Genomic DNA, 20390 nt, shown 5'->3' on the forward strand with positions numbered 1-20390 from the left:
ATAGGGTTACTTGACATCATTTGAGTTGCCAGTATGATTGATATTGTATTCTGGATCCAGGATACTTTTTGGTAAAGCCAGAGACACCGGAGAGCTTTCTGTCCCTACAACTTTTCAAGAAGCTGTGCAGTTTCCTGCTCACGATGCTCGCCGCCATGGTGCTCATCTTTCTTGTGCTGCAGGTGCTGCCTGGCGACCCGGCGCTGGTCATGCTGGGCCCAGATGCGCAACCCGACACCTTGGCCGCTCTGCACACGCAGCTTGGGCTGGATCAGCCTTTGGTCCAGCGATTTGCCTCTTGGGTCTGGGAAATGGCTCATGGCGATCTGGGCATCAGCTATGCCTACAGGGTGCCCGTGTCCGGCATGGTGCTTGAGCGTCTGGCGGTCACGTTGCCGTTGGCGCTGATGGCCATTGTGATTACGATTGTGGTGTCGCTCGCGCTGGGGGTTTATGCGGCGACCAACAACCATCGGCTGCGCGGCCAGGCGATCATGGCCCTTACTCAGTTCGGCATTGCGGTTCCCAACTTCTGGTTCGGCTTGCTCCTGATCCTGTTTTTCTCAATTTACCTTGGATGGTTTCCGGCGGGGGGATTTCCCGGCTGGTCGGCCGGGGTGGGCCCCGCTCTCCAGGCGCTGTTGCTGCCCGCATGCGCTTTGGCACTGGTGCAGGCGGCCATTCTGACGCGGGTTACGCGCGCGGCGTTGCTTGAAGTGCTTCATGACGATTTCATTCGCACTGCGCGTTCCACGGGCTTGTCGCGGCGGCAGGTGTTGTGGCGCCATGCTCTGCAAAATGCGATGGTTCCTGTCGCGACGGTGATGGGCCTGCAGTTCGCATCCTTGATCGCCGGTACTATCGTCATAGAGAACGTTTTCGCCCTGCCGGGGCTGGGCCGGTTGATCTTTCAGGCGGTTGAACAGCGCGATCTCATCGTCGTCAGGACCATGGTTGTTCTATTGGTGGGCGTGGTGGTCGCGATGAATTACCTGGTCGATATCGCTTATTTGTTCATTGATCCGCGGTTGCGTGTGCGTCCTTCTGGAGACAGCCAATGAGGGCCTGGTTTAGCGGTTTTCGGCGGGTATCCAAGTCGGCCGGCTTGAATCTATGGATAGGCGGCGCTATTACCGGCGCGTTGCTGCTCGTTGCAATAATCTCTTTTTATTGGACGCCCCATTCGCTCACCCGCATGAATTTGCGAATGCGGCTTCAGCCGCCGTCGCATGAATTCCTGCTCGGCACCGATCAGTTCGGCCGGGACGTGCTCTCGCAACTCATGGCGGGGGCGCAGAGCGCCCTGACTATCGGCGTCATGGCGGTGCTGCTTGGCCTGGTCGTGGGTGTCACGCTGGGGCTGCTCGCGGCAGCGCGTGGCGGCTGGATCGAAGAATTGACGATGCGAGCCTCCGACCTGTTATTTGCCTTTCCCGTCGTGCTGCTGGCGATTATGTTCGCCGCCGCCATGGGAGCGGGGACCACCAATAGCATGATCGCCATCGGGATCCATAACATCCCCATTTTTGCGCGCCTGACTCGCGGTGCCGCCAAATCGATCTGGACGCGCGACTTCGTCATGGCCGCGCGCGTCGGCGGACGCGGCACCTGGGATATCTCGTTGCGCCATGTTCTGCCCAATGTGCTGAACATTCTGGTGGTGCAGGCAACCATCTCTTTTGCCATCGCGATTCTGGCCGATGCCGCGCTCAGCTACCTGGGCCTGGGCACACAGCCTCCTACGCCCACGTGGGGCCGCATGCTCAAGGACGCACAGACTTTCATGAGCCAGAATCCCTATCTGGCGATTTTCCCCGGGCTTACGATCGCAGTGACCGTGCTGGGTTTGAACTTGTTCGGCGATGCGTTGCGCGACATGCTCGACCCGCGCTTTGCCCGGAGTCGCTGACATGGCGCTGCTTGAAGTCGAAAAGCTTACCGTCTCGCTGCCGTCGGCCGCAGGCTGGGTTCGCCCGGTGGATCAAGTTTCGTTCGAATTGAACCGCGGCGAGGTGACGTGTATTGTCGGCGAATCAGGCTGCGGGAAATCGACGACTGCCCTGGCGCTTATCCGGCTTCTGGACGATAGGGCAAATATTTCCGGCAGCATGCGCTTTGATGGGCAGGAGATACTGGGTTTGAGCGAAGCGCAGATGTGCGCGATTCGCGGAAACCGCATGTCCATGGTGTTCCAGGAGCCGATGACGGCGTTAAACCCGGTCAAGACGATTGGGGCTCAGGTCATGGGGCCTTTGCTGCTGCATACCGGCATGAATTCCGCCCAGGCGCATATGGAAGCCGAGCGCCTGCTCGCCCGTGTGGGCATCGACCAGGCCGCCAGGCGGATGAGCGCCTATCCGCATCAATTATCCGGCGGTCAGCGTCAGCGCGTCGTCATTGCCATGGCGCTTGCCTGTAAGCCCGATCTGATCATCGCCGATGAGCCGACCACCGCGCTGGACACAACCGTCCAGCGCCAGATACTGGACCTGCTGCTAAGCCTGGTTGATGAATCCTCCATCGCGCTTCTGTTGATCACCCATAACCTTGCGATTGTGTCCGAAATTGCCGATAAAGTACTGGTCATGTATGGCGGGCAGGTGGTCGAGGCAGGGCCCGCAGAGAAGGTATTGAGCTGTCCGCGGCATCCCTATACGCGCGGCTTGATGAACGCGCTTCCCCGTCCGGATGCGCCCGAGGGCCTGCGTTTGATTCCCATTGCCGGAACGGTGCCGAATCTGTCGCATATGCCGATTGGATGCGCTTTCGCCGATCGCTGCGACATGGCGATCGATGCGTGCCGCAGCGGCCGTCCGCCCATGCGGGTGATTGAAAGTGGGCACGCCGTTGCGTGTATTCGGGCATGAAACCGCAAGTGGCTGTATCTCCCGCCATTGTCCTGTCGGTCGAGGATTTAAGTATCCGATACCGGCTGCCCAGCCAGCAACTGTTAAAGCCGCCTGCCTCGATGACCGCTGTCGACCGGGTTAGCTTCAAGGTCCGTGCCGGTGCCACGCTTGGCCTGGTGGGCGAGTCCGGTTCCGGCAAATCATCGACCGCGCGCGCTGTGATGGCGTTGGAGCGGCCGAGCTCCGGGCGTGTTCGGCTCTTCGATCGAGACCTTGCAACCCTTTCGCGCGGGGAACTCAAGCAGCTTCGACAGAGCTTTCAAATGATTTTCCAGGATCCCTACGGATCCCTGGATCCCAGGTATTCGATCGAGAGAATCATCGTCGAGCCGATTCACGGCATTGCCCGATCCGAGGCTCGGCAGCGCGCTGCGCACGCGCTTGAAGAGGTAGGGCTGCGCGCCGACGACCTTCGAAAATACCCCAACCAGTTTTCAGGCGGCCAGCGGCAGCGGATCGCCATTGCCCGGGCTCTTGTCACCCGGCCGGCCCTGATCGTGGCCGACGAGGCCGTGTCGGCGCTCGACGTGTCGGTGCAGGCGCAGGTGCTCAACCTGATGAAGGACTTGCAGGCTGAACACAATATGGCCTATTTGTTCATCAGCCACGATCTTGCTGTCGTCAGGTATCTGTGTGAAGAAATCATCGTGCTGTTTCGCGGGGCCATTGTCGAATCGGGCAACACGCTCGAGGTATTGCAGTCGCCGGCTCATCCGTACACCCGTGAGCTGATCGACGCCATGCCGCGTCTGGGCGTGCGCCGACGGGTGGCGCGGATCGTTCCCGGTTCGCCTGGCGGCACTCCATCGGCAGAGGTCGGGCTTTTGCAGGGTGGTTGCCCATACCGGACGAGGTGCGCGCGTGCTGCCGCGGTTTGCCAAGAGGCGCCCGAATTGCGAGAGCGCGGCGATGGGCGGCAAGTCGCGTGCCATTTCGGCTGAACTACATAAATAAGTGATTGAGGAGAAGCAAATGCAGGGATACGAGGGATCAAGCCATCAATACGATCATGTTCTGGACCGGAAAATAGCGGTCCGGATGAGGGATGGAGTGACGCTCTATCTCGACGTCTATCGGCCGGCCCTGAAGGGCCATGCCCTCGAAGGCGCATGGCCGGTCGTCGTGGAGCGCACGCCTTACGACAAGGATCGGCAATCGTATTCGATTACCGGCCGCTATTTCGCGCAGCGCGGCTATATCTTCGTCGTGCAGGACGTGCGCGGCCGCGGAGCGTCGGAAGGGGAGTTCGAGTTTCTACGCAATGAAGCCGATGACGGTTTCGACACCATGAAATGGATTTCGGAGCAAACATGGTGCGGCGAAAAAGTCGGCACCATGGGTATCTCGTACACCACCGCGACGCAACAGGCGCTGGCCGTGCGCAATCCTCCGCGCCTGGCCACGCAAGTGCTGTTCGATGGTCCCTACAACTACCATAGCCAGACGATGCGCCACGGCGGCGCCTGCGAATACGGTATTGCCTTCCAGTACGTTGTCCGGATGGCGCGCACGGGCAAGGAGGCGGAAGCGGATCCCCGCATCCGCCGTCAGTTGGACACAATGTGGACGGAACTGACTCGCTGGATGATCCACCTTCCCCTGCGTCAGGGCGAGTCGCCGCTGCGGGCGACGCCCAATTATGAGCAGTGGTTCTTCGACATGCTTACGAAGTCCGACTATCAGGACTACTGGAAGACGCCTGGCCTGGCGATCGAAGAATATTACGACGATTACCCCGATATCCCTCTTTTGCTGGAGACCTCCTGGTACGGACATCACATTACTGCGACGCTGGCCAAGTTCGCTGAATTGAAAAAACGCCATCGCACGCCCAAGAAGCTGTTGATTGGAACCTGGCTTCATGGCGGCGATATGTTTACGCAGACGTTTGCGGGCGATGTGGAGTTCGGCGGAGATGCGGCCATGCCGGACAACAACAGTTTGCGCCTGCGTTGGTGTGATGAATACTTGAAGGGGCTCAAGACCGGCCTGGGCGATGAGGCGCCTGTGCGGCTCTTCGTCATGGGCGGAGGCAGCGGCAGGCGTGACCTGCAGGGCCGGATGGTTCATGGGGGAAAATGGCGCGATGAGCAGGAGTGGCCGCTGGCGCGCGCCTGCTACACCTCGTTCTATATGCAGCCCGGCGGCCGTCTGTTGACCGATCGCGCGCCCGCCGGCGGGGTCCCGAGCCGTTACGATTTCGATCCGGCGAACCCGGTGCCGACGGTCGGCGGAAACTTCACCAATTACGGTACCACCGGCTTTCTTGAAGGAGGCGGCTATGATCAGAAGAGTGGGACGATGTCGGGCGACAATAGTCCCAGCCTGCCATTGGCTTTGCGTCGCGACGTGCTGGTGTTCCGCACCCCGCCGCTTGAAGCAGGCGTGGAGGTTACGGGCGTTGTCACGTGCCGGCTTTGGGTCAGCTCGAGCGCGGTGGATACCGACTTCACTGTCAAGCTGATCGATGAATACCCATCGAGCAACGACTATCCCAACGGCTATGCGCTCAATCTGGGCGATTCGATCTTGCGCATGCGCTACCGCGAGGGTCGCGACAAGGCGGTACTGATGGAGCCCGGTGAGGTATATGAAATTGTCATAAAGCTGCAGGCGACGAGCAACTGGTTCGCGCCGGGGCATTGCATCCGCCTCGATGTTTCAAGCAGCAACTTCCCACATTACGATATCAACCCCAATACCGGCGAACCATTGGGGCTGAACCGTTGCACACAGGCGGCTCGGCAAACCCTCTACCATGACGCCGTACGAGCCACCTGCGTTGAACTGCCGATCATCCCCGCTTGAATTATCACCATACTGGAGACAAAAAATGAGATTCCAATCCGTTCTGATAGGCATGGCGCTGCTGTGCATACCCCTGCAGTCGATGTCCGCACAGGCCGACAACAAGGTTGTGATCGCGATTCCGGCCGAACCGCCAGGCCTGGACCCGGCGATGCAGGCATCCGCCGCGGTCAGTGAAGTTGTCTGGCAAAACATCTTCGAAGGCCTCACGCGGTTCGACCCCACGGGCAAGATTGTGCCGGGGCTCGCCGTCAGCTGGAGCCGGGAAGGGGCCAATGTCTATGTATTCAAGCTTCGTCCGGGCGTGAAATTCCATGATGGCAGTGCGATGACCTCGGCCGATGTGAAGTTCAGCTTCGAACGTAATGCGGCGGCGGACAGCACCAACAAGCGCAAGCGCGTATTTATCAATTTCGCGAAAATCGAGACGCCTGATCCGCTAACGGTAAAAATCACGACTAAAGAGCCGACAGCCTTGCTGCCGTTTTTCCTGGCCGAAGGTACGGCTGCCATTGAATCGGCCGCAACCGCGGCGACCAACCGTTCTGCGCCGGTGGGCACCGGCCCTTATAAGTTCGTGAAATGGGTGCGCGGCGACTCGATCCAGATGGAACGTTTCGCCGACTACAACGGGCCGGTGCAGCCGCACATCCAGACCGCTGTCTTCCGCTTTATGCCCGACGAAAATTCGCAGGTGCTTGCCCTGCGTTCGGGACAGGTCGACTATTTGCCGTATATCGCCGCAGTCGAGGCCATCAACAGCCTTAAATCGGAAGGGAAGTTCAAGATTACACAGGGGCAGACACAGGGTGTTCTCTTCCTTGGCATGAACAACAAAAAGACGCCTTTCAATGATGTTCGCGTCCGCCGTGCCATGTACTATGCCGTCGATGCGCAAATGGTCAACGAAGGCACGCACGGCGGTTTCGGCAAAAAAGGTGGAGCGCAGACCAATGAGCTGAACCCATACTTTGTCGACGTGCTCGGCGCGCCGAAGTACAACGTCAAGACGGCCAAGAAAATGCTTGCCGATGCGGGGTATCCGAACGGGTTCTCTGTCAATTTGAAAGTGCTGTCGAATCCTTCGACACGCCGCACCGCCGAAATATTGGTGGCGCAGTTGGCGGAAGTGGGCATCAAGGTGAAGCTCGAGGTTCTTGAGACGGCGCAATGGCTGGACATTGTGTTCCGCCATAAGAACTATGACATGACGATTATCTCGCATCCGGAGCCATGGGCGATTCTTAACTACACCGATCCAAACTACTTCTATCAGTACGATGGCGAGAAGTTTCGTGCGCTCATGAAAAAGGCCGAGGCAAGTACTGATGAGGCAACGTTGAAAGAGACGCTTGCACAGGCCCAGCACCAGCTGTACGATGATGCGCCCTCGGTGTGGATGTATGCGATGCCTCAGGTTGGAGTCGTCAGCAAGGGGTTGTCCGGCACGCGGGTTGATCTTCCAGTGCCTGCTTATCCGGTGGCTGAAATGTCGTGGGGCAAGTGACTATAGCGTTGACGGAGCTGGGTGATGGCGCAAATTTACGAGGCCCGATTTCCTGAAGACCTTGATGTCGTGCGGGCCATGTTTCGCGAATATGCCGAAAGCCTGGCTATCGATCTGAGCTTTCAGGATTTTGAATCGGAAGTCGCAAACTTGCCCGGCAAGTTTGCGGCGCCCCATGGCCGGGTGCTTCTTGCCCGGAACAATGGGCAAGTGATTGGCTGTATAGCCATGCGCCCGTTGGGTGGCACGGCCTGCGAAATGAAACGCCTTTACATACGTCCCTCCGGACGCGGCCAGCAAGTCGGAAAGCAATTGGCGACGATGATTTGTCAAATTGCAAAAGAGGCGGGATATGCCTGCATCCGCCTCGATACGCTTCCCAGCATGCAGGCGGCGCAACGGCTTTATGCGTCACTTGGTTTCAAGCCTATTGCGGCTTACGCTTTCAACCCCGTCGCGGGAGCGATATTCATGGAGCGTGATCTGACCGGGCCGGATGATCAAGCCGCATAGCGGCGTGGCGTGTGAATTTATCTTGTCGCTATCCCTGTCGACGCTCTATCGCTTCTTGTTATTGATGACCGCAAGGCGCGCTTTCAGTTCGGGTGAGTTGAGTGATTCCGTGTAGTGGGCGCGCAGGACCTTGGGATCGGCATGGCCGTACGCGGTAGCCATTAAATCGGTCTTTACGGTGGCCAGCACCTTGGGTTCGCAAGCCAGGATATGTTCGATGTAGCTGTGTACAACGGCATCCAGTTCGCGGGCATCGACCCGTTCGGTTAAAAAGCCGATGCGCAGCATCTCGGTATCGTCGATGGCTTGCGCCGTTAAAAACAGTTTTTTTGCCGCGGCCAGCCCCAGTATGCCTACATAGCGCCGGATGCCGCCCGGATAATAATGCAGGCCGATGCGCGATGCAGGCATGAACATTTTGCTTCCCGTCACGCCCAGCCGAAAGTCGCAACAGAGCGCCAGGTCGGTTCCGCCGCCATAAACGCTGCCGTTTATTGCACAGATCGTGGGCAGGGGGAATTGTTCGATGGCGTCGAGCATGTCTTCGAATCGGTTATCCAGTTGGTCCTGGATGGCACCCAGGGTATAGCCGGAGCTGAAGGTTTGGGTTCCAGTGCCTGTGATGACCAGTACGCGAACATCCGGGTTGCGGGCAAGCCGGGATAACTGCCCGCTGATGACGGAGCAGTCATCCGGAGCAATCCGGTTGTGCTGGCTGGGCCTTTGCAGCGTAATCGTCGCTACGCTGTCATGGATGCTTAATCCGGGTGCCTGGTCTTCCATGGTGTATCCGTTTCTGCTCTGGCGTTTTTGAATTTCACCACGTTGACATGCGGGTTGAGTCCGGAGAAACAAAACATTACTGTACACCGAGTTACTCGTGGCGCACAGATGGGGCGATATGTCGAACCTTCACCGAGCAACTCCCGTCCTATCTTGTATATTCCACTCGGCTTCGGTATGGTTACGCCACATTTTTTGTCGAAGACGCGGAAGCGCTCGTGGGCTTTCTTGTGAGGGGTGCGCACTGAATTTATTCCTCATGCGGTTTATTCCCCATGCGGATCGGCCTTAATAAGGATGGCGGTCTTTTTTCGCCATCCAGGCCTCATAGGCTTTCAACCCGATGTCCCGTTCAAAGTTCGGCGTGACGGCGATGCGCCTTTTTTCCCACGGCTTGGCGAAGTCTTCGTACTGGAAGGCGTCGTCGAACCCTATTTTGCTGGTATCTTTCAGGCTGGCCGCAAAATAGACGTGGTCGATGCGAGCCCAATAGATGGCGCTCATGCACATCGGGCAGGGTGCGCCGTTGATGTAGATGTCGCAGCCTTTGAGCATGCGCGCGCGTTCGGGCACGGGGTCGGGCGATCCGGCTTCCCGCGGGATCATTTCAAGAATGGTTCCCGCACCGTATTCGCTGCCAAGCAGCGCCTTGGGGTTAAGCCTTGCCGACGCGTCCATGATGGCCGTGATCTCGGCATGAAATACGGGGATGCCCGTCAGGAGTACTCGGTTCTGGCCTCGCCCGATGATTTCGCCGTTTTTCACGATGACGGCTCCAAACGGGCCGCCCCAGCCTTTTTCGACAGACTCGATCGCCAGGCGCGTGGCCTCTTCCATAAACTTGCGCTTGCCTGTGCCTGTGCCTGTGCCTGTCGTGGCCTTGGCAGGCGACTTGGATTGCGTTGCGCTAGCTACATCGCTGGTAACGGCCGCCGCAGCGGCCAGGGTGCCGGCTAACGTGCGTGTAAGGAATTTGCGCCGATCAACGTGTTGGGAGCAATTGCAGTCCGCTGGAAACATACGTCACCTCTTTTAGAATTTTTTGTCGCGAGATGCGACAGAAAATGCTAATGGAGATTTGCCCGCCGACAAACAGTGTTTACCCTTAGGTGTGGTGACCGTGACTGAAGCAATACCCTTATCGATGATCGCTTTTCGAGTACAGCACCACCGCAGGAAGTCCTTGGAAAGTACTAAGGGGGTAACGTGTATGATCACGAAAAGTCACCCCGAAAGTCGCGTTGATCTCAAACAGGTCCAGGTGTTCATCCAATGCGTTCCATGAAAAATTCCGCTTTCTCTTTATTGAAGAGCCTGCTGCTTTGCCTGGCCCTCTGCTCGACTCCTGTAGCGCCCGCTGGCGCGGCCACCACCACCGTGCATTCGCTGGATCAGGTGCGCGGGGCGACCAAGAGTACTGAAGGCCGTGCTGTTTTTGATCAGCAGATGAATGGTGCGCCGCAGCCCGATGGTTTCGGCACGCATCTGCCCGATGGCTTTACGAAAGAATGGCTGGCCGCGCAGCTTGCGCCGGGGCAAGATATAAAGCGCCTGACGCTGGCGGGCGCGAAGCCTTGGCCGCAACAGCCCAACAAGTTTGTCGCGGTTGTCTGTTTGGCCCGGTCGGTCAAGCAGGCTGCCAGTGAATTGAAAGGTGTCACGAGCTCCTGTGCCGGGTTTAACGATCCTGATCATGACGTCTGGTTCGGTGTGTTCGGGCGTGACGCCGGTGGCTCACCAAAATTGGTCGCCCGGACTGAGGCCGCGGTTGACGTTCCTGTTCGCTGGAACGATACCGATCTTGAGGTGCCGCAAAGCGTGGGTTCTGATGCAAGCGGCGGTAATAGCGCATCCGGCATGCCCGAAAGCTGGTTGCGCTTTGACCTGGCGCCCTACCAATTGCATGCCGGCGACCCGGCATTCGGGGTGCGCGTGGGTTGGTCGGAAGGCTATTCCGGCGGCGGCGCTTCGTACGAAGCACTCTACCTTTTCCAGATCGATGGCGCCAAACTGCGGGTCGTTTTTGCGCAGCCCATGATGTTCACCAAAGACCTGGCCGGCGACTGGCATAAAGATGGAACACGTGACCACGAAGTATCCGAAGGCAGCAACGTGTTGGCTGTCCTGGCCAGAACGAGCGACGGCTTTCATGATTTGCGGCTGCGTGAGCGGCGCGGCAAGTGGAGCCGGACCTTTCGATGGTCTGCGCCCGAGCAGCGCTACATAGTGGTCAAGTAAACGCGGTCGGCTGGCACTTATCGCAGGAATTTACGTTCCAGGCCGCGCATATGCTCATCGCCTTGCAAGGCAATGATGTCCTTGACGGAAGGAATGGTGTTTTCCACCCCCTGGATGCCGCCGTCACTGCGAATTTGCGCGAAAACTTTTCGCATCGCGCCCACTGCCGCGCGGATGGCATGGTTGCCGTAGATCACGATACGCACCTTGCCTCGCGCCGCAATATCGGCTTCGGTGAGTTGCGGGTAGGCCGTGGGCACCAGCACCAAAGGAATGTGGCCCGGCCATGCGTCAATGAAGGCCAGTATCTCGTCGGGCGTCTTCTGTTTTGAATGAATCAGGATCGCATCGGCGCCCGCTTCTTCGTAGGCCAGGCCTCGCTTGAGCGCCTCTTCCTGGCCGAGGCCGGCGATCAGCGCTTCGACGCGTGCGATCACCACAAAATCCTTGTCCTTTCTGGCCTCGGCGGCAGCGGCGATTTTCCCCTGGAATTCTTCGATACGCACCAATTCCTGGCGCCCCTGCGCACGCAGGCTGGTGTCTTTCGGAAAGGTCTTGTCTTCCATGACGATAGCCGACGCGCCGGCCGCCTCGAATTGCGGGACGATGTAGCCGACGCTTACCGCATTGCCAAAGCCTGTATCGATGTCCGCAATAAGGGGAATCGAAACCACCGAGGATATGGCGCGCATCATCTCCAAATGCGTGCTCATGGAAAGAATGCTGGCATCGGGCAGGGCATAGCTGGCCGAAAGCTCGAAGCCACTACCCCAGATGCCGCTGAAGCCGGCCTCGTCAGCCAGCTTTGCCGCCAGCGGATTGTGCGCGGCCATCGCCGTAAAAAGCCTGTCGCCCGATAGGGCGGCGCGCAGGGTCTGGTTCTTGGTCATCGCGGTATTTCCTGTGTATGGTGATGGTGCGTTTCTGTAGGGGTCTTGGCCGCCAACGATTTGGCAGCCACAAGGGCTGCCGCTACATGATTCACGGGTATGTCTTTGTAAAGCCGCCAGTGTAGCGGCAGCCCTTGTGGCTGCCATGTACGCATTACCTTCTGGCCGTTCCCAAAGGCCACTATACTTCAATGGTCTCGTCCCTTTCCATGTCGCTGAAAGGGCCACATCTTAAGGAGTCCGCACTATGCGTTACAAGAAACTGGGTAGTACCGGCCTGTTCGTTTCCGAACTCTGCCTCGGAACGATGACCTTTGGCGGCGATGAGGGAATCTGGAGTCATATCGGCAATTTGCAACAGGCCGAGGCCAATCAGCTCGTTGCCCGTTCGCTTGAAGCGGGCATCAACTTTATCGATACCGCCGACATATACTCCGGCGGACGTTCGGAAATCATCACCGGCCAGGCGCTGAAAGACTTGCAGGTGCCGCGTGAAAACGTGGTGATCGCCACCAAGGTGTTTGGCGAAACCGGCACGAAAAACGCGAATTCGCGCGGCATGTCGCGCTACCACATCATGGGCGGCCTCAAGGCGAGCTTAAAACGTTTGCAACTCGATCACATCGATCTTTACCAGATCCATGGCTTTGACCCGGCGACCCCGATCGAAGAGGCCGTGCGAGCGTTGGACAACCTTGTCCAGCAGGGTCATGTTCGTTACGTCGGCGTATCGAATTGGGCGGCGTGGCAGATCATGAAGGCGCTCGGTATTTCGGAACGGCTGGGGCTTGCGCGGTTCGAGTCATTGCAAGCCTATTACACCATCGCCGGCCGCGATCTCGAGCGCGAGGTGATTCCGCTTTTGAATAGCGAAGGTGTCGGCCTGCTGGTTTGGAGCCCACTTGCGGGTGGGCTGCTTAGCGGCAAGTACGGCCGCGATATTAAAACGGAAGAAGGCAGCCGCCGGACCACGTTTGATTTCCCGCCGGTCAATCTTGAGCGTGCCTACGACTGCATCGATGTGATGCGCCCTATCGCGCAGGCAAAGGGCGTTTCTGTTGCACGGATTGCGCTCGCGTGGCTGTTGCATCAAAAGACGGTAACGAGCGTAATTGTCGGCGCGAAGCGCCTGGCACAACTCGACGACAACATTGCGGCGACCGACATCGTATTGAACGGCGAGGAGCTGGCCGCGCTCGATAAAGTCGGTGCATTGCCGTCCGAATATCCGGGCTGGATGCTTGAGCGCCTGGGTGAGTACCGGCGCGGGCAAATGGCTGGGTCCGCAGGCGTCTGACGGTGCGTGGCTTAGAAATTTGAATGGCACCCACAAGGGGTGCCGCTACAGAACGTGTCCTTCATTAATGTAGCGGCAGCCCTTGTGGCTGCCAATCTTGTGTCTGCCAAAATCCTTAACGGGATGGCAATAATCCCGGTTGTATTTTCTTCGGATCACCTCTCATCCGAAATAATTCCGGCGCTAGCTCTGTTTGGAGAAATCGCACAGGTCTTCGCACATGCGGATAATGCTTTGGTCGAAGCTTGTGCTGCTAGCTTCGCTATGGACCACAATATTGTATTGAATGTCCGGAATGGGTTGCTCGGTGGTAATGATTTTTAAAGTGCCATTTTCAACCAGATCTGAAAAATAGAGTTTGGGAAGATAGCTGATTCCCAGCCCTGATACGGTCAATGAGGCCAGAGTCATGAGGCTGTTCCCGGCAAAAAGCTTCTTGCCCGAGACTCCGGCCGATTTAAGCCATGTGTCGCACACTGCGTCGACTCCCGAGCGTCCGTTTTGAGTCAGTATCGGGTAGCGCATTAAATCTTTCAACGAAACATGGTCTCTTCCCTTGAAGAGCGTGGGGCTGGACATCCATTCAAGCTTCATTTTTTGAAGAGGCCTGGAAGTGACCTCCGGATCTTGCATCACAAGGGGCACGACAATCAGGTCCAGGCCGCCCGCCAGCAATTTATCCACCAGAGCGGTACTGACATCGATTTCGGGCTCGAACGTTACCTCCGGGTAATGGCCTTTTAAGTCGGCCAGCAGTTGCGGCAGCCAGGTCAGCCCCACCAGCTCGGTGACGCCGATTCTGTAGCGATGTACTAATGCTTCCGATCTATTTAACTGTTCCATGTAGTCGTCGCACAGGACGATGATTTTTTCCGCAACGATGGCCAGATTGAGGCCGTCTCGGGTAAGCCGGCTGTGCCGAGCCTGGCGATCCAGCAAGTCAACCCCGACCAGCGATTCGATTTCGTTGATTCTTTTCGAAATCGTCGATTCGCTGATGTGCAATTTTTTTGCCGCGGCCGAGTATGTGCCCAGCTTGGATATCCAATAGATGGCTTGAAGTTGTTTAAGACTGAACATGACACTTTTTATGGCAGGGTGAATGGTTGAAAAATTTTCCTGCAATCGCCGGAATATTTATCGCTTTAGCTTTAAGGAACGCCAGGTTACATTCAGCCGTACATACTTTATAGCAAGAATTTCCAATAAGCTCGGAGACGGCATGAGGGGGCAGACAATTGCTGAAAAAATACTGTCTAGGGCAGCGGTCAAGGAAGTATACGCAGGCGACATCGTAAATTGCCAGCCCGATCTGGCGATGGCCACAGATGGCTCTTTCCCGATGGCCATCGATTATTTGGCCCAAATGGAACCGGGCACGATGCGGCCGATGTTTCCGCAGCGAATAATATTGGCTTTGGATCACTATGACAACAGCTCGGGGCCCAAGGCGCTCGCCTTGCAAGGCAAGGCCAGGGCATATGCCAGGGAATTCGGCCTTACCTTGTTCGACGCGGGTGAGGGCGTAGGGCATCAGTTGATGCTGGAGTCGGGCCGGATTCGCCCCGGCATGCTGGTGGTGGGCGCCGATTCCCATTCCACGACATATAGTGCGTTAAATTGTTTTGCCACCGGTATCGGGTCGTCGGATTTGGCCGGCATCCTGTTGTGCGGTGCATTATGGCTTCGCGTCCCGGAAACGATAAAGGTCGAGTTCAGCGGGTTATTGAACAAAGGGGTGTCGGGCAAGGACATTGCCCTTTGTCTGGCCAAACGCTTCGAAAATGGCGGGGCGAATTATTTCGCCCTGGAATTTCATGGGGGCGGGCTGGCGCAATTACCCATGAATGATCGCATTGTGATCTCGAACATGGCGGTCGAGTATGGTGCGAAAGCAGCCATGTTTCAGTTTGACGAAATCACCGGCGCCTGGTTGCGGGCCAACAAAACCTATGATTGCCAGGCGGTGACGCCGGATGGGGACGCGCGCTATTCAAAAACGATAACTGTCGATTTGAGCGGCATTGTGCCCCAGCTTGCGTGCCCGCACAGTGTCGATAACGTGGTGCCGGCGGACGAAGTCGATACTCTTAGAGTGGATACGGTGTACATCGGTACCTGCACGGCCGGGCGCTACGAAGATTTCTATGATGTCTTCAAAATTCTGAAAGAAAATGGGGGGCCGAGCCCTCACGTTCAGTTGATCGTAACGCCTGCGTCGCAAATGGTTTATGAACAATTGAAAGCAAGCGGTGTTTTAGACGAGTTTGTACGATATGGCGCGCTGTTGCAGCCGCCTGGCTGCGGCTCGTGTTGCGGGACGGCGGGATACAGGCCCAGAGACGGCGAAGTCATCATTTCGACGGCTAACCGCAATTTCAAAGGCCGGATGGGCAACGCCAATTGTTTTATTTATTTGGCCTCTCCCCAGACGTGTGCACAGGTTGCATGCACGGGCTTTATAAATAAAGGGGCGCTTCAATGAACCCGTTCGAACTCAATCGGATCGAGTGTCGCGTAAGGCGATTTCCGGATAGCGTCAGCACAGACTACATCATTGCGTCGAGCAGGAAGAAAGAAACGATCGACACCGATGAATTGAAAAAATATGTTTTTGAGGATATTAATCCTGGGTTTTTTTACAGCATAAAGCCGGGAGACATCGTTGTCGGTGGGACCAATTTTGGTTGCGGCTCCGCCATGGAGATCGCTGTAACGGTGTTATTGGCAGCAGGAATCCGGATTGTCATAGCGGAAAGCTTTGCCCGCACATTTCTTCGTAACGCTCTGAATAATGGGCTCATTGCGCTAACGACGGGTACAGGCGCCCTCAAGGAAGGCGACAAGATCAGGTTATCGGGGATGAGTACGGGAACCGTAAAGGTCGAATTGGCCGACGGAGATGCCCTTGTGTGCGACACGATTCCTCCTTTCATGCTCGATATCCTGGAAAGGGGAGGCCTCGTGCCTTATTTGAAAGCTAACAAGCGATTTGTAGATTAATCACCATTGACCAGAGGAGACATGCATGAACACGAAAGGCTTTACCATTAAAGCGGCCGTATTGGCGCTGACGCTGGGTCTTGCAGCAGGCGCAACGGCGGCCGAGCTAAGCGGTACGCTTGCCAAGATCAAAGACAATAATCTGATTGTCCTGGGCTATCGAGAGTCGTCGATACCTTTGTCGTATGTTGACGCCGGCACGAATCAGGTGGTTGGGTATTCCCACGAAATCGCCCTGAAGGTTGTCGACGCCATCAAGGCCGATTTGAAGCTGCCGAATCTGAAAGTCAGAGAAATCCCGATTACCGCGCAAAACAGAATCTCCCTGATGCAAAACGGGACTATCGATCTAGGCTGCAACGGAACGACTAATAACGAAGCGCGACGCCGTCAGGTGGCTTTTTCGAACACGATTGCCATTACGGAAACACAATTGCTCACGAAGAAAACCAGCGGTATTCACGATATTGCCGATTTGAAAGGGAAGTCGGTCGCGGTAACGGCAGGCAGCACTTCAGAAAAATTCATGCGCAATTATGTGCATGAAAAAAACATGGACACCGTCGTGGTAAGCGCTAAAGATCATGCCCAGGCTTTCCTGATGGTTCAAACCAATCGAGCCGCCGCGTTTTTCATGGATACAGACGTGCTGTCTTCGCTCATTGGCCAGTCGCCTCATCCGGCCGACTACATCATTACCGGCGAGCCGCAAACCCGTGAAGCGCTTGCTTGCATGTTTAGAAAAGACGACCCTCAGTTCAAGGCGGTTGTCGATAAAACGATACATGACATGCAGGTTTCAGGCGCTGCCGAAAAGCTTTACAACAAATGGTTCATGAGCCCGATTCCGCCAGACAATAAATCGTTGAATGTGCCATTGAGTGCCGATATGAAGGCGCTGTTTTCTCATCCGAACGATCGTTCCTACAACTGATTAATTACTTACTTGGAAGCTGCCGGGAGGCAAGCAATGTCTGTTTGCCCTCCACCTTTCGCTACTCTCGATTATCCAGGCGTTTTATGATCACCATTTCCAGCCGATTACAGCGTATCAAACCTTCTCCCAGCTCCATGGCCGGCCAGCGAGCCAGGGAGCTGCGGGAGCAGGGCAAAGATGTGGTGGGACTGACCTCCGGAGAGCCCGATTTCGACACCCCGGAAAATATCAGGGAGGCGGCGTATCAAGCCATGGAGGATGGCAAAACCAAATACACGGACGTCGGCGGCACACCCGCCTTGAGAGAGGCGATTGCGGATAAATTCCGCAAGGAAAATTCGCTTGAATACAGCAAGGAGCAAGTCATTGTTTGCACCGGCGCCAAGCAAGTTATCTTCAATGCCTTCATGAGCACCATCAATCCGGGCGATGAAGTGATTGTTCCCGTACCCTACTGGGTTTCCTATCCCGATATTGCCTTGCTGGCCGAAGGCCGGCCTGTCTTTGTCCAGAGCACGGTTGAGAATCGCTTCAAAATGCGGCCGCAAGACCTGGAGGAGGCCATCACGGATAAAACGCGCTGGGTCGTGCTGAATTACCCCAACAACCCCAGCGGCGCGGTTTATTCGCGCGAAGAACTGGCAGCGTTGGCCGCTGTGCTGTTGAGGCATCCGCACGTTATGGTGTTGACCGATGATATCTACGAGCACATCATTTACGATAATAAGAAGTACGCAACCATTGCCGAGGTGGAACCAGGATTGAAAGACCGGACGCTGACAGTCAATGGCGTTTCGAAATCGTATGCGATGACCGGCTGGCGCCTGGGCTATGCGGCAGGTCCGCGGGAATTGATCAGATCCATGGTCAAGCTTCAATCGCAAAGTACCTCGAATGCCTCATCCATATCGCAGGCGGCTGCGCTGGAGGCGTTGACCGGGCCTCAGCATCTCGTCGGGGAGCGGTTGAAAATTTACGCCGGGCGCCGGGATTACGTCACGTCACGGATAAATAAAATTCCTGGTCTGCACTGCCACGTCCCCGAGGGCGCTTTCTATGTTTTCCCGCTGTGCCAGGGTTTGTTCGGCGCCCGAACCCGGGCCGGACAGACCATAGAAAACGGCGACGATTTTGTACGTCACCTGCTTGATTCCGAAATGTTGGTGGCTTTGCAAGGCGCCGCTTACGGTATGCCGGCGCATTTCCGGATTTCCTTTGCGACGTCGATGGAAAGGCTGGCTGAAGGATGCGATAGGCTGGAGCGCGCTTGTCTGGGCCTGGAAAAATAAATTTTCAATGGCAGGGGTACATTGATTTGCTCTAACGGATCGTAGACGAGAAGAAGGCATGCATTATCACTGGGATTGGTCGATATTTTTTACGCAGGCATTTCCAGGACAGACCTACTTGGACTGGATACTCCAGGGGTTCTACATGACAGTCGGCGTCGGCCTGGTGTCGTGGGTCATTGCACTGATCCTGGGGACGGTATTGGGGGTCGTGAGAACCCTTCCAGAGCGTGTGCTCAATACGGCTGCGATCATTTATGTAGAGGTGTTTCGGAGCCTCCCTCTGCTTGTCCAGCTGTTTATCTGGTATTACGTGATACCGGAGATATTGCCGTTCGGTTGGGGCGATCATATTAAAAGCCTGAACCCGATAGCGCAGCAGGTGGTTGCGGTGGTGATGTGCCTGAGCATCTATACCTCGGTCAGGATATGCGAACAGGTGAGAGCCGGGATTTTGTCTCTGCCCAAAGGCCAGACGCATGCATCTCTTGCGTTGGGCCTGACCCGGTATCAAACCTACCGGTTCATCTTGCTGCCCATTTCGGCCCGCGTGCTGATGCCGCCGCTCACTTCCGAGTTCCTGACTATTTTCAAGAACTCGGCGGTTGCGTCGCTTATCGGCTTGCTGGATTTGGCCGCGCAAGGCCGCCAACTGGTTGACTACACATCGCAGCCCTACGAATCATTTATCGTGGTAACGGCGCTTTATCTAGCGATTAATATGCTGGCGCTGGGCGTTATGAGCATCATAGAAAAGAAAATACGTATCCCCAGTACATCGCAAGAAGCCAAATAACAATGCCTTATCAGTTCGATCTTAGCTTCCTTAGCCGGAATGACATCTTTTTCCTGATGAAAGGCATGGCCGTTTCATTGGAAATCACGGCGGCGGCCTTTTTTGCAGGCCTTCTGTGGGGCACCTTCCTGGCCCTGATGAGAATGTCGAAAATTGGTGTGCTCAGGTTTTTCGCAACTTGGTACATCAATTTATTTCGCTCCGTTCCACTCATTATGGTGCTGCTGTGGTTTTTCCTGATCGTGCCGCAATTGCTTCAGAGTGCCTTGAATGTTCCCCCAACGATAGACATGCGTTTTGTCTCGGCATTGGTGGCCTACTCGTTGTTCGAGGCCGCTTATTACGCGGAAATTATCCGCTCGGGAGTCAGCAGCGTTTCCCCGGGCCAGCTTTTTGCTGCCAAGGCATTGGGGATGACCAACTGGTCAGCGATGCGTTTAATTGTCTTGCCTCAGGCGTTTCGCAACATGATGCCCGTCATATTGACGCAGGGAATTATCCTGTTCCAGGATACGGCGTTGGTCTATGTGATTGCCTTGGCTGATTTTTTCGGCGAGGCGTACGGGATCGGCGTCAGGAACGTCCGTATTGTCGAGATGATTCTGCTGGCGGGCTTTGTTTACCTGGTGATTTGTTCGTCGGCCTCGATATTCGTCAATATCTATTTTCGAAGAAAGGGCGACGATGTGCGTAACAAGAGGATGAAAAATGAATACTGAAAATCGGCTTCAATGGCCGGCCGGCTACAAAATAAATCCGCGAATTGGTGCCTTGCCTGATGAGTTGATTGAAAAATATCGCTCGGCGCCCGTGGCGGTGGTGGGCGATTGCATGGGTCGCAGTATCGGGGCCATGGGCTTGAAACCTTATCATGGCGATATTCGGATATCTGCGTGTGGTCCGGCGATAACGGTTCGGGTGCGGCCCGGCGACAATCTGATGATACACAAGGCGATGCTGATGGCACAGCCGGGCGACGTCATTGTCGTCGACAGCAGTGGCGATCTGACTCAGGCGCTTGTGGGCGGTTTGATGAGAACCACCGCCATACAGCGTCGGTTAGGCGGGTTTATTATTGATGGTGCCATTCGGGACCTGGTTGAATGGCTTGATGGGGCAATGCCTGTGTTCGCCAAGGGGCATACTCACCGGGGTCCCAGTAAAGAGGGGCCGGGAGAAATCAACGTCCCCGTGTCTTGCGCGGGCCTGGTGGTCAACCCGGGAGACCTGGTAATTGCCGACGCCGATGGCGTGATTGCCGTGCCTCCACAGGAGGCCGAAAGCATTTATGTCAAAGTGGCTGCCCATTTAAAACGGGAAGAATCCATCCGCGCGGCTAATGCGGCAGGGACCTCGGACCCGGAGCGATTCAACGCTATCCTCAGGGCGAAAGGCTTGCCGGTATAAAGTTGCGGATGCG

General features: G+C 56.4%; 20 protein-coding genes. 16 read left to right on the forward strand and 4 right to left on the reverse strand.

Going from position 1 to position 20390, the window contains the following annotated elements; genetic code table 11:
- Positions 1-98: 98 nt before the first annotated feature.
- From EDC26_RS12195 to EDC26_RS12225, 7 genes are read left to right on the forward strand one after another with little or no spacing between them, the layout of a single operon-like run.
- On the forward strand, positions 99-1061 hold the full coding sequence (locus EDC26_RS12195; protein WP_132583032.1) for an ABC transporter permease: 963 nt from the start codon (positions 99-101) through the stop codon (positions 1059-1061).
- Entirely contained in the window at positions 1058-1909 is an 852-nt protein-coding gene (locus EDC26_RS12200; protein ID WP_132582944.1) for an ABC transporter permease, read from the forward strand. Before EDC26_RS12195 ends, EDC26_RS12200 begins: the two co-directional genes overlap by 4 nt.
- Position 1910: 1 nt before the next feature.
- Positions 1911-2867: an ABC transporter ATP-binding protein gene (locus tag EDC26_RS12205; protein WP_207915120.1), complete on the forward strand. Its 957-nt coding sequence runs from the start codon at positions 1911-1913 to the stop codon at positions 2865-2867.
- Positions 2868-2875: 8 nt separating this feature from the next.
- Entirely contained in the window at positions 2876-3850 is a 975-nt protein-coding gene (locus EDC26_RS12210; protein ID WP_165931022.1) for an oligopeptide/dipeptide ABC transporter ATP-binding protein, read from the forward strand.
- 31 nt (positions 3851-3881) lie between these two features.
- Positions 3882-5717: a CocE/NonD family hydrolase gene (locus EDC26_RS12215; RefSeq protein ID WP_132582950.1), complete on the forward strand. Its 1836-nt coding sequence runs from the start codon at positions 3882-3884 to the stop codon at positions 5715-5717.
- 25 nt (positions 5718-5742) lie between these two features.
- Positions 5743-7224 (forward strand): ABC transporter substrate-binding protein, encoded by a 1482-nt coding sequence (locus EDC26_RS12220; protein WP_165931023.1) that lies wholly within the window; start codon positions 5743-5745, stop codon positions 7222-7224.
- A gap of 24 nt (positions 7225-7248) precedes the next feature.
- Positions 7249-7737 (forward strand): GNAT family N-acetyltransferase, encoded by a 489-nt coding sequence (locus tag EDC26_RS12225; RefSeq protein ID WP_132582954.1) that lies wholly within the window; start codon positions 7249-7251, stop codon positions 7735-7737.
- Between the two features lie 45 nt (positions 7738-7782).
- On the opposite strand, the gene EDC26_RS12230 is transcribed toward EDC26_RS12225, so the two are convergent.
- Positions 7783-8520 (reverse strand): enoyl-CoA hydratase/isomerase family protein, encoded by a 738-nt coding sequence (locus EDC26_RS12230; RefSeq protein WP_132582956.1) that lies wholly within the window; start codon positions 8518-8520, stop codon positions 7783-7785.
- A 288-nt stretch (positions 8521-8808) separates the two neighbouring features.
- Positions 8809-9540: a nucleoside deaminase gene (locus EDC26_RS12235; protein ID WP_207915122.1), complete on the reverse strand. Its 732-nt coding sequence runs from the start codon at positions 9538-9540 to the stop codon at positions 8809-8811.
- A gap of 252 nt (positions 9541-9792) precedes the next feature.
- Between EDC26_RS12235 and EDC26_RS12240 the strand changes: the two genes are divergently transcribed.
- The gene (locus EDC26_RS12240) at positions 9793-10758 is read left to right on the forward strand and encodes a hypothetical protein (protein ID WP_243700902.1); all 966 of its coding nucleotides are present in this window, start codon (positions 9793-9795) and stop codon (positions 10756-10758) included.
- Positions 10759-10775: 17 nt separating this feature from the next.
- Here EDC26_RS12240 and EDC26_RS12245 read toward each other — a convergent pair whose 3' ends face one another.
- Complete coding sequence (locus EDC26_RS12245; RefSeq protein WP_132582958.1) at positions 10776-11648, reverse strand: phosphonopyruvate hydrolase; 873 nt, start codon at positions 11646-11648, stop codon at positions 10776-10778.
- A gap of 247 nt (positions 11649-11895) precedes the next feature.
- Here EDC26_RS12245 and EDC26_RS12250 point away from each other — a divergent pair, with 247 nt between their 5' ends.
- Positions 11896-12945, forward strand: coding sequence for an aldo/keto reductase (locus EDC26_RS12250; protein WP_132582960.1), 1050 nt, complete (start codon positions 11896-11898; stop codon positions 12943-12945).
- Positions 12946-13128: 183 nt separating this feature from the next.
- On the opposite strand, the gene EDC26_RS12255 is transcribed toward EDC26_RS12250, so the two are convergent.
- Complete coding sequence (locus EDC26_RS12255) at positions 13129-14025, reverse strand: LysR family transcriptional regulator (RefSeq protein ID WP_132582962.1); 897 nt, start codon at positions 14023-14025, stop codon at positions 13129-13131.
- A gap of 142 nt (positions 14026-14167) precedes the next feature.
- Here EDC26_RS12255 and EDC26_RS12260 point away from each other — a divergent pair, with 142 nt between their 5' ends.
- From EDC26_RS12260 to EDC26_RS12290, 7 genes are all read left to right on the forward strand, one after another.
- Complete coding sequence (locus tag EDC26_RS12260; protein WP_132582964.1) at positions 14168-15430, forward strand: 3-isopropylmalate dehydratase large subunit; 1263 nt, start codon at positions 14168-14170, stop codon at positions 15428-15430.
- Positions 15427-15948, forward strand: a complete 522-nt coding sequence (locus tag EDC26_RS12265; protein WP_132582966.1) for a LeuD/DmdB family oxidoreductase small subunit — start codon at positions 15427-15429, stop codon at positions 15946-15948. Before EDC26_RS12260 ends, EDC26_RS12265 begins: the two co-directional genes overlap by 4 nt.
- A 25-nt stretch (positions 15949-15973) precedes the next feature.
- Positions 15974-16882, forward strand: a complete 909-nt coding sequence (locus EDC26_RS12270) for a transporter substrate-binding domain-containing protein (RefSeq protein ID WP_132582968.1) — start codon at positions 15974-15976, stop codon at positions 16880-16882.
- Between the two features lie 86 nt (positions 16883-16968).
- Positions 16969-18174, forward strand: coding sequence for a pyridoxal phosphate-dependent aminotransferase (locus EDC26_RS12275; RefSeq protein ID WP_132582970.1), 1206 nt, complete (start codon positions 16969-16971; stop codon positions 18172-18174).
- A 58-nt stretch (positions 18175-18232) separates the two neighbouring features.
- Positions 18233-18970 (forward strand): amino acid ABC transporter permease, encoded by a 738-nt coding sequence (locus EDC26_RS12280; protein ID WP_132582972.1) that lies wholly within the window; start codon positions 18233-18235, stop codon positions 18968-18970.
- Between the two features lie 2 nt (positions 18971-18972).
- Positions 18973-19689, forward strand: a complete 717-nt coding sequence (locus EDC26_RS12285; RefSeq protein WP_132582974.1) for an ABC transporter permease subunit — start codon at positions 18973-18975, stop codon at positions 19687-19689.
- A complete protein-coding gene (locus tag EDC26_RS12290; RefSeq protein WP_132582976.1) occupies positions 19679-20377 on the forward strand; it encodes an RraA family protein in 699 nt (232 codons plus the stop codon). Before EDC26_RS12285 ends, EDC26_RS12290 begins: the two co-directional genes overlap by 11 nt.
- The last annotated feature ends 13 nt before the right edge of the window (positions 20378-20390 follow it).

The sequence above is a fragment of the Paralcaligenes ureilyticus genome (genome assembly GCF_004346225.1).
Taxonomy (GTDB): domain Bacteria; phylum Pseudomonadota; class Gammaproteobacteria; order Burkholderiales; family Burkholderiaceae_B; genus Paralcaligenes; species Paralcaligenes ureilyticus.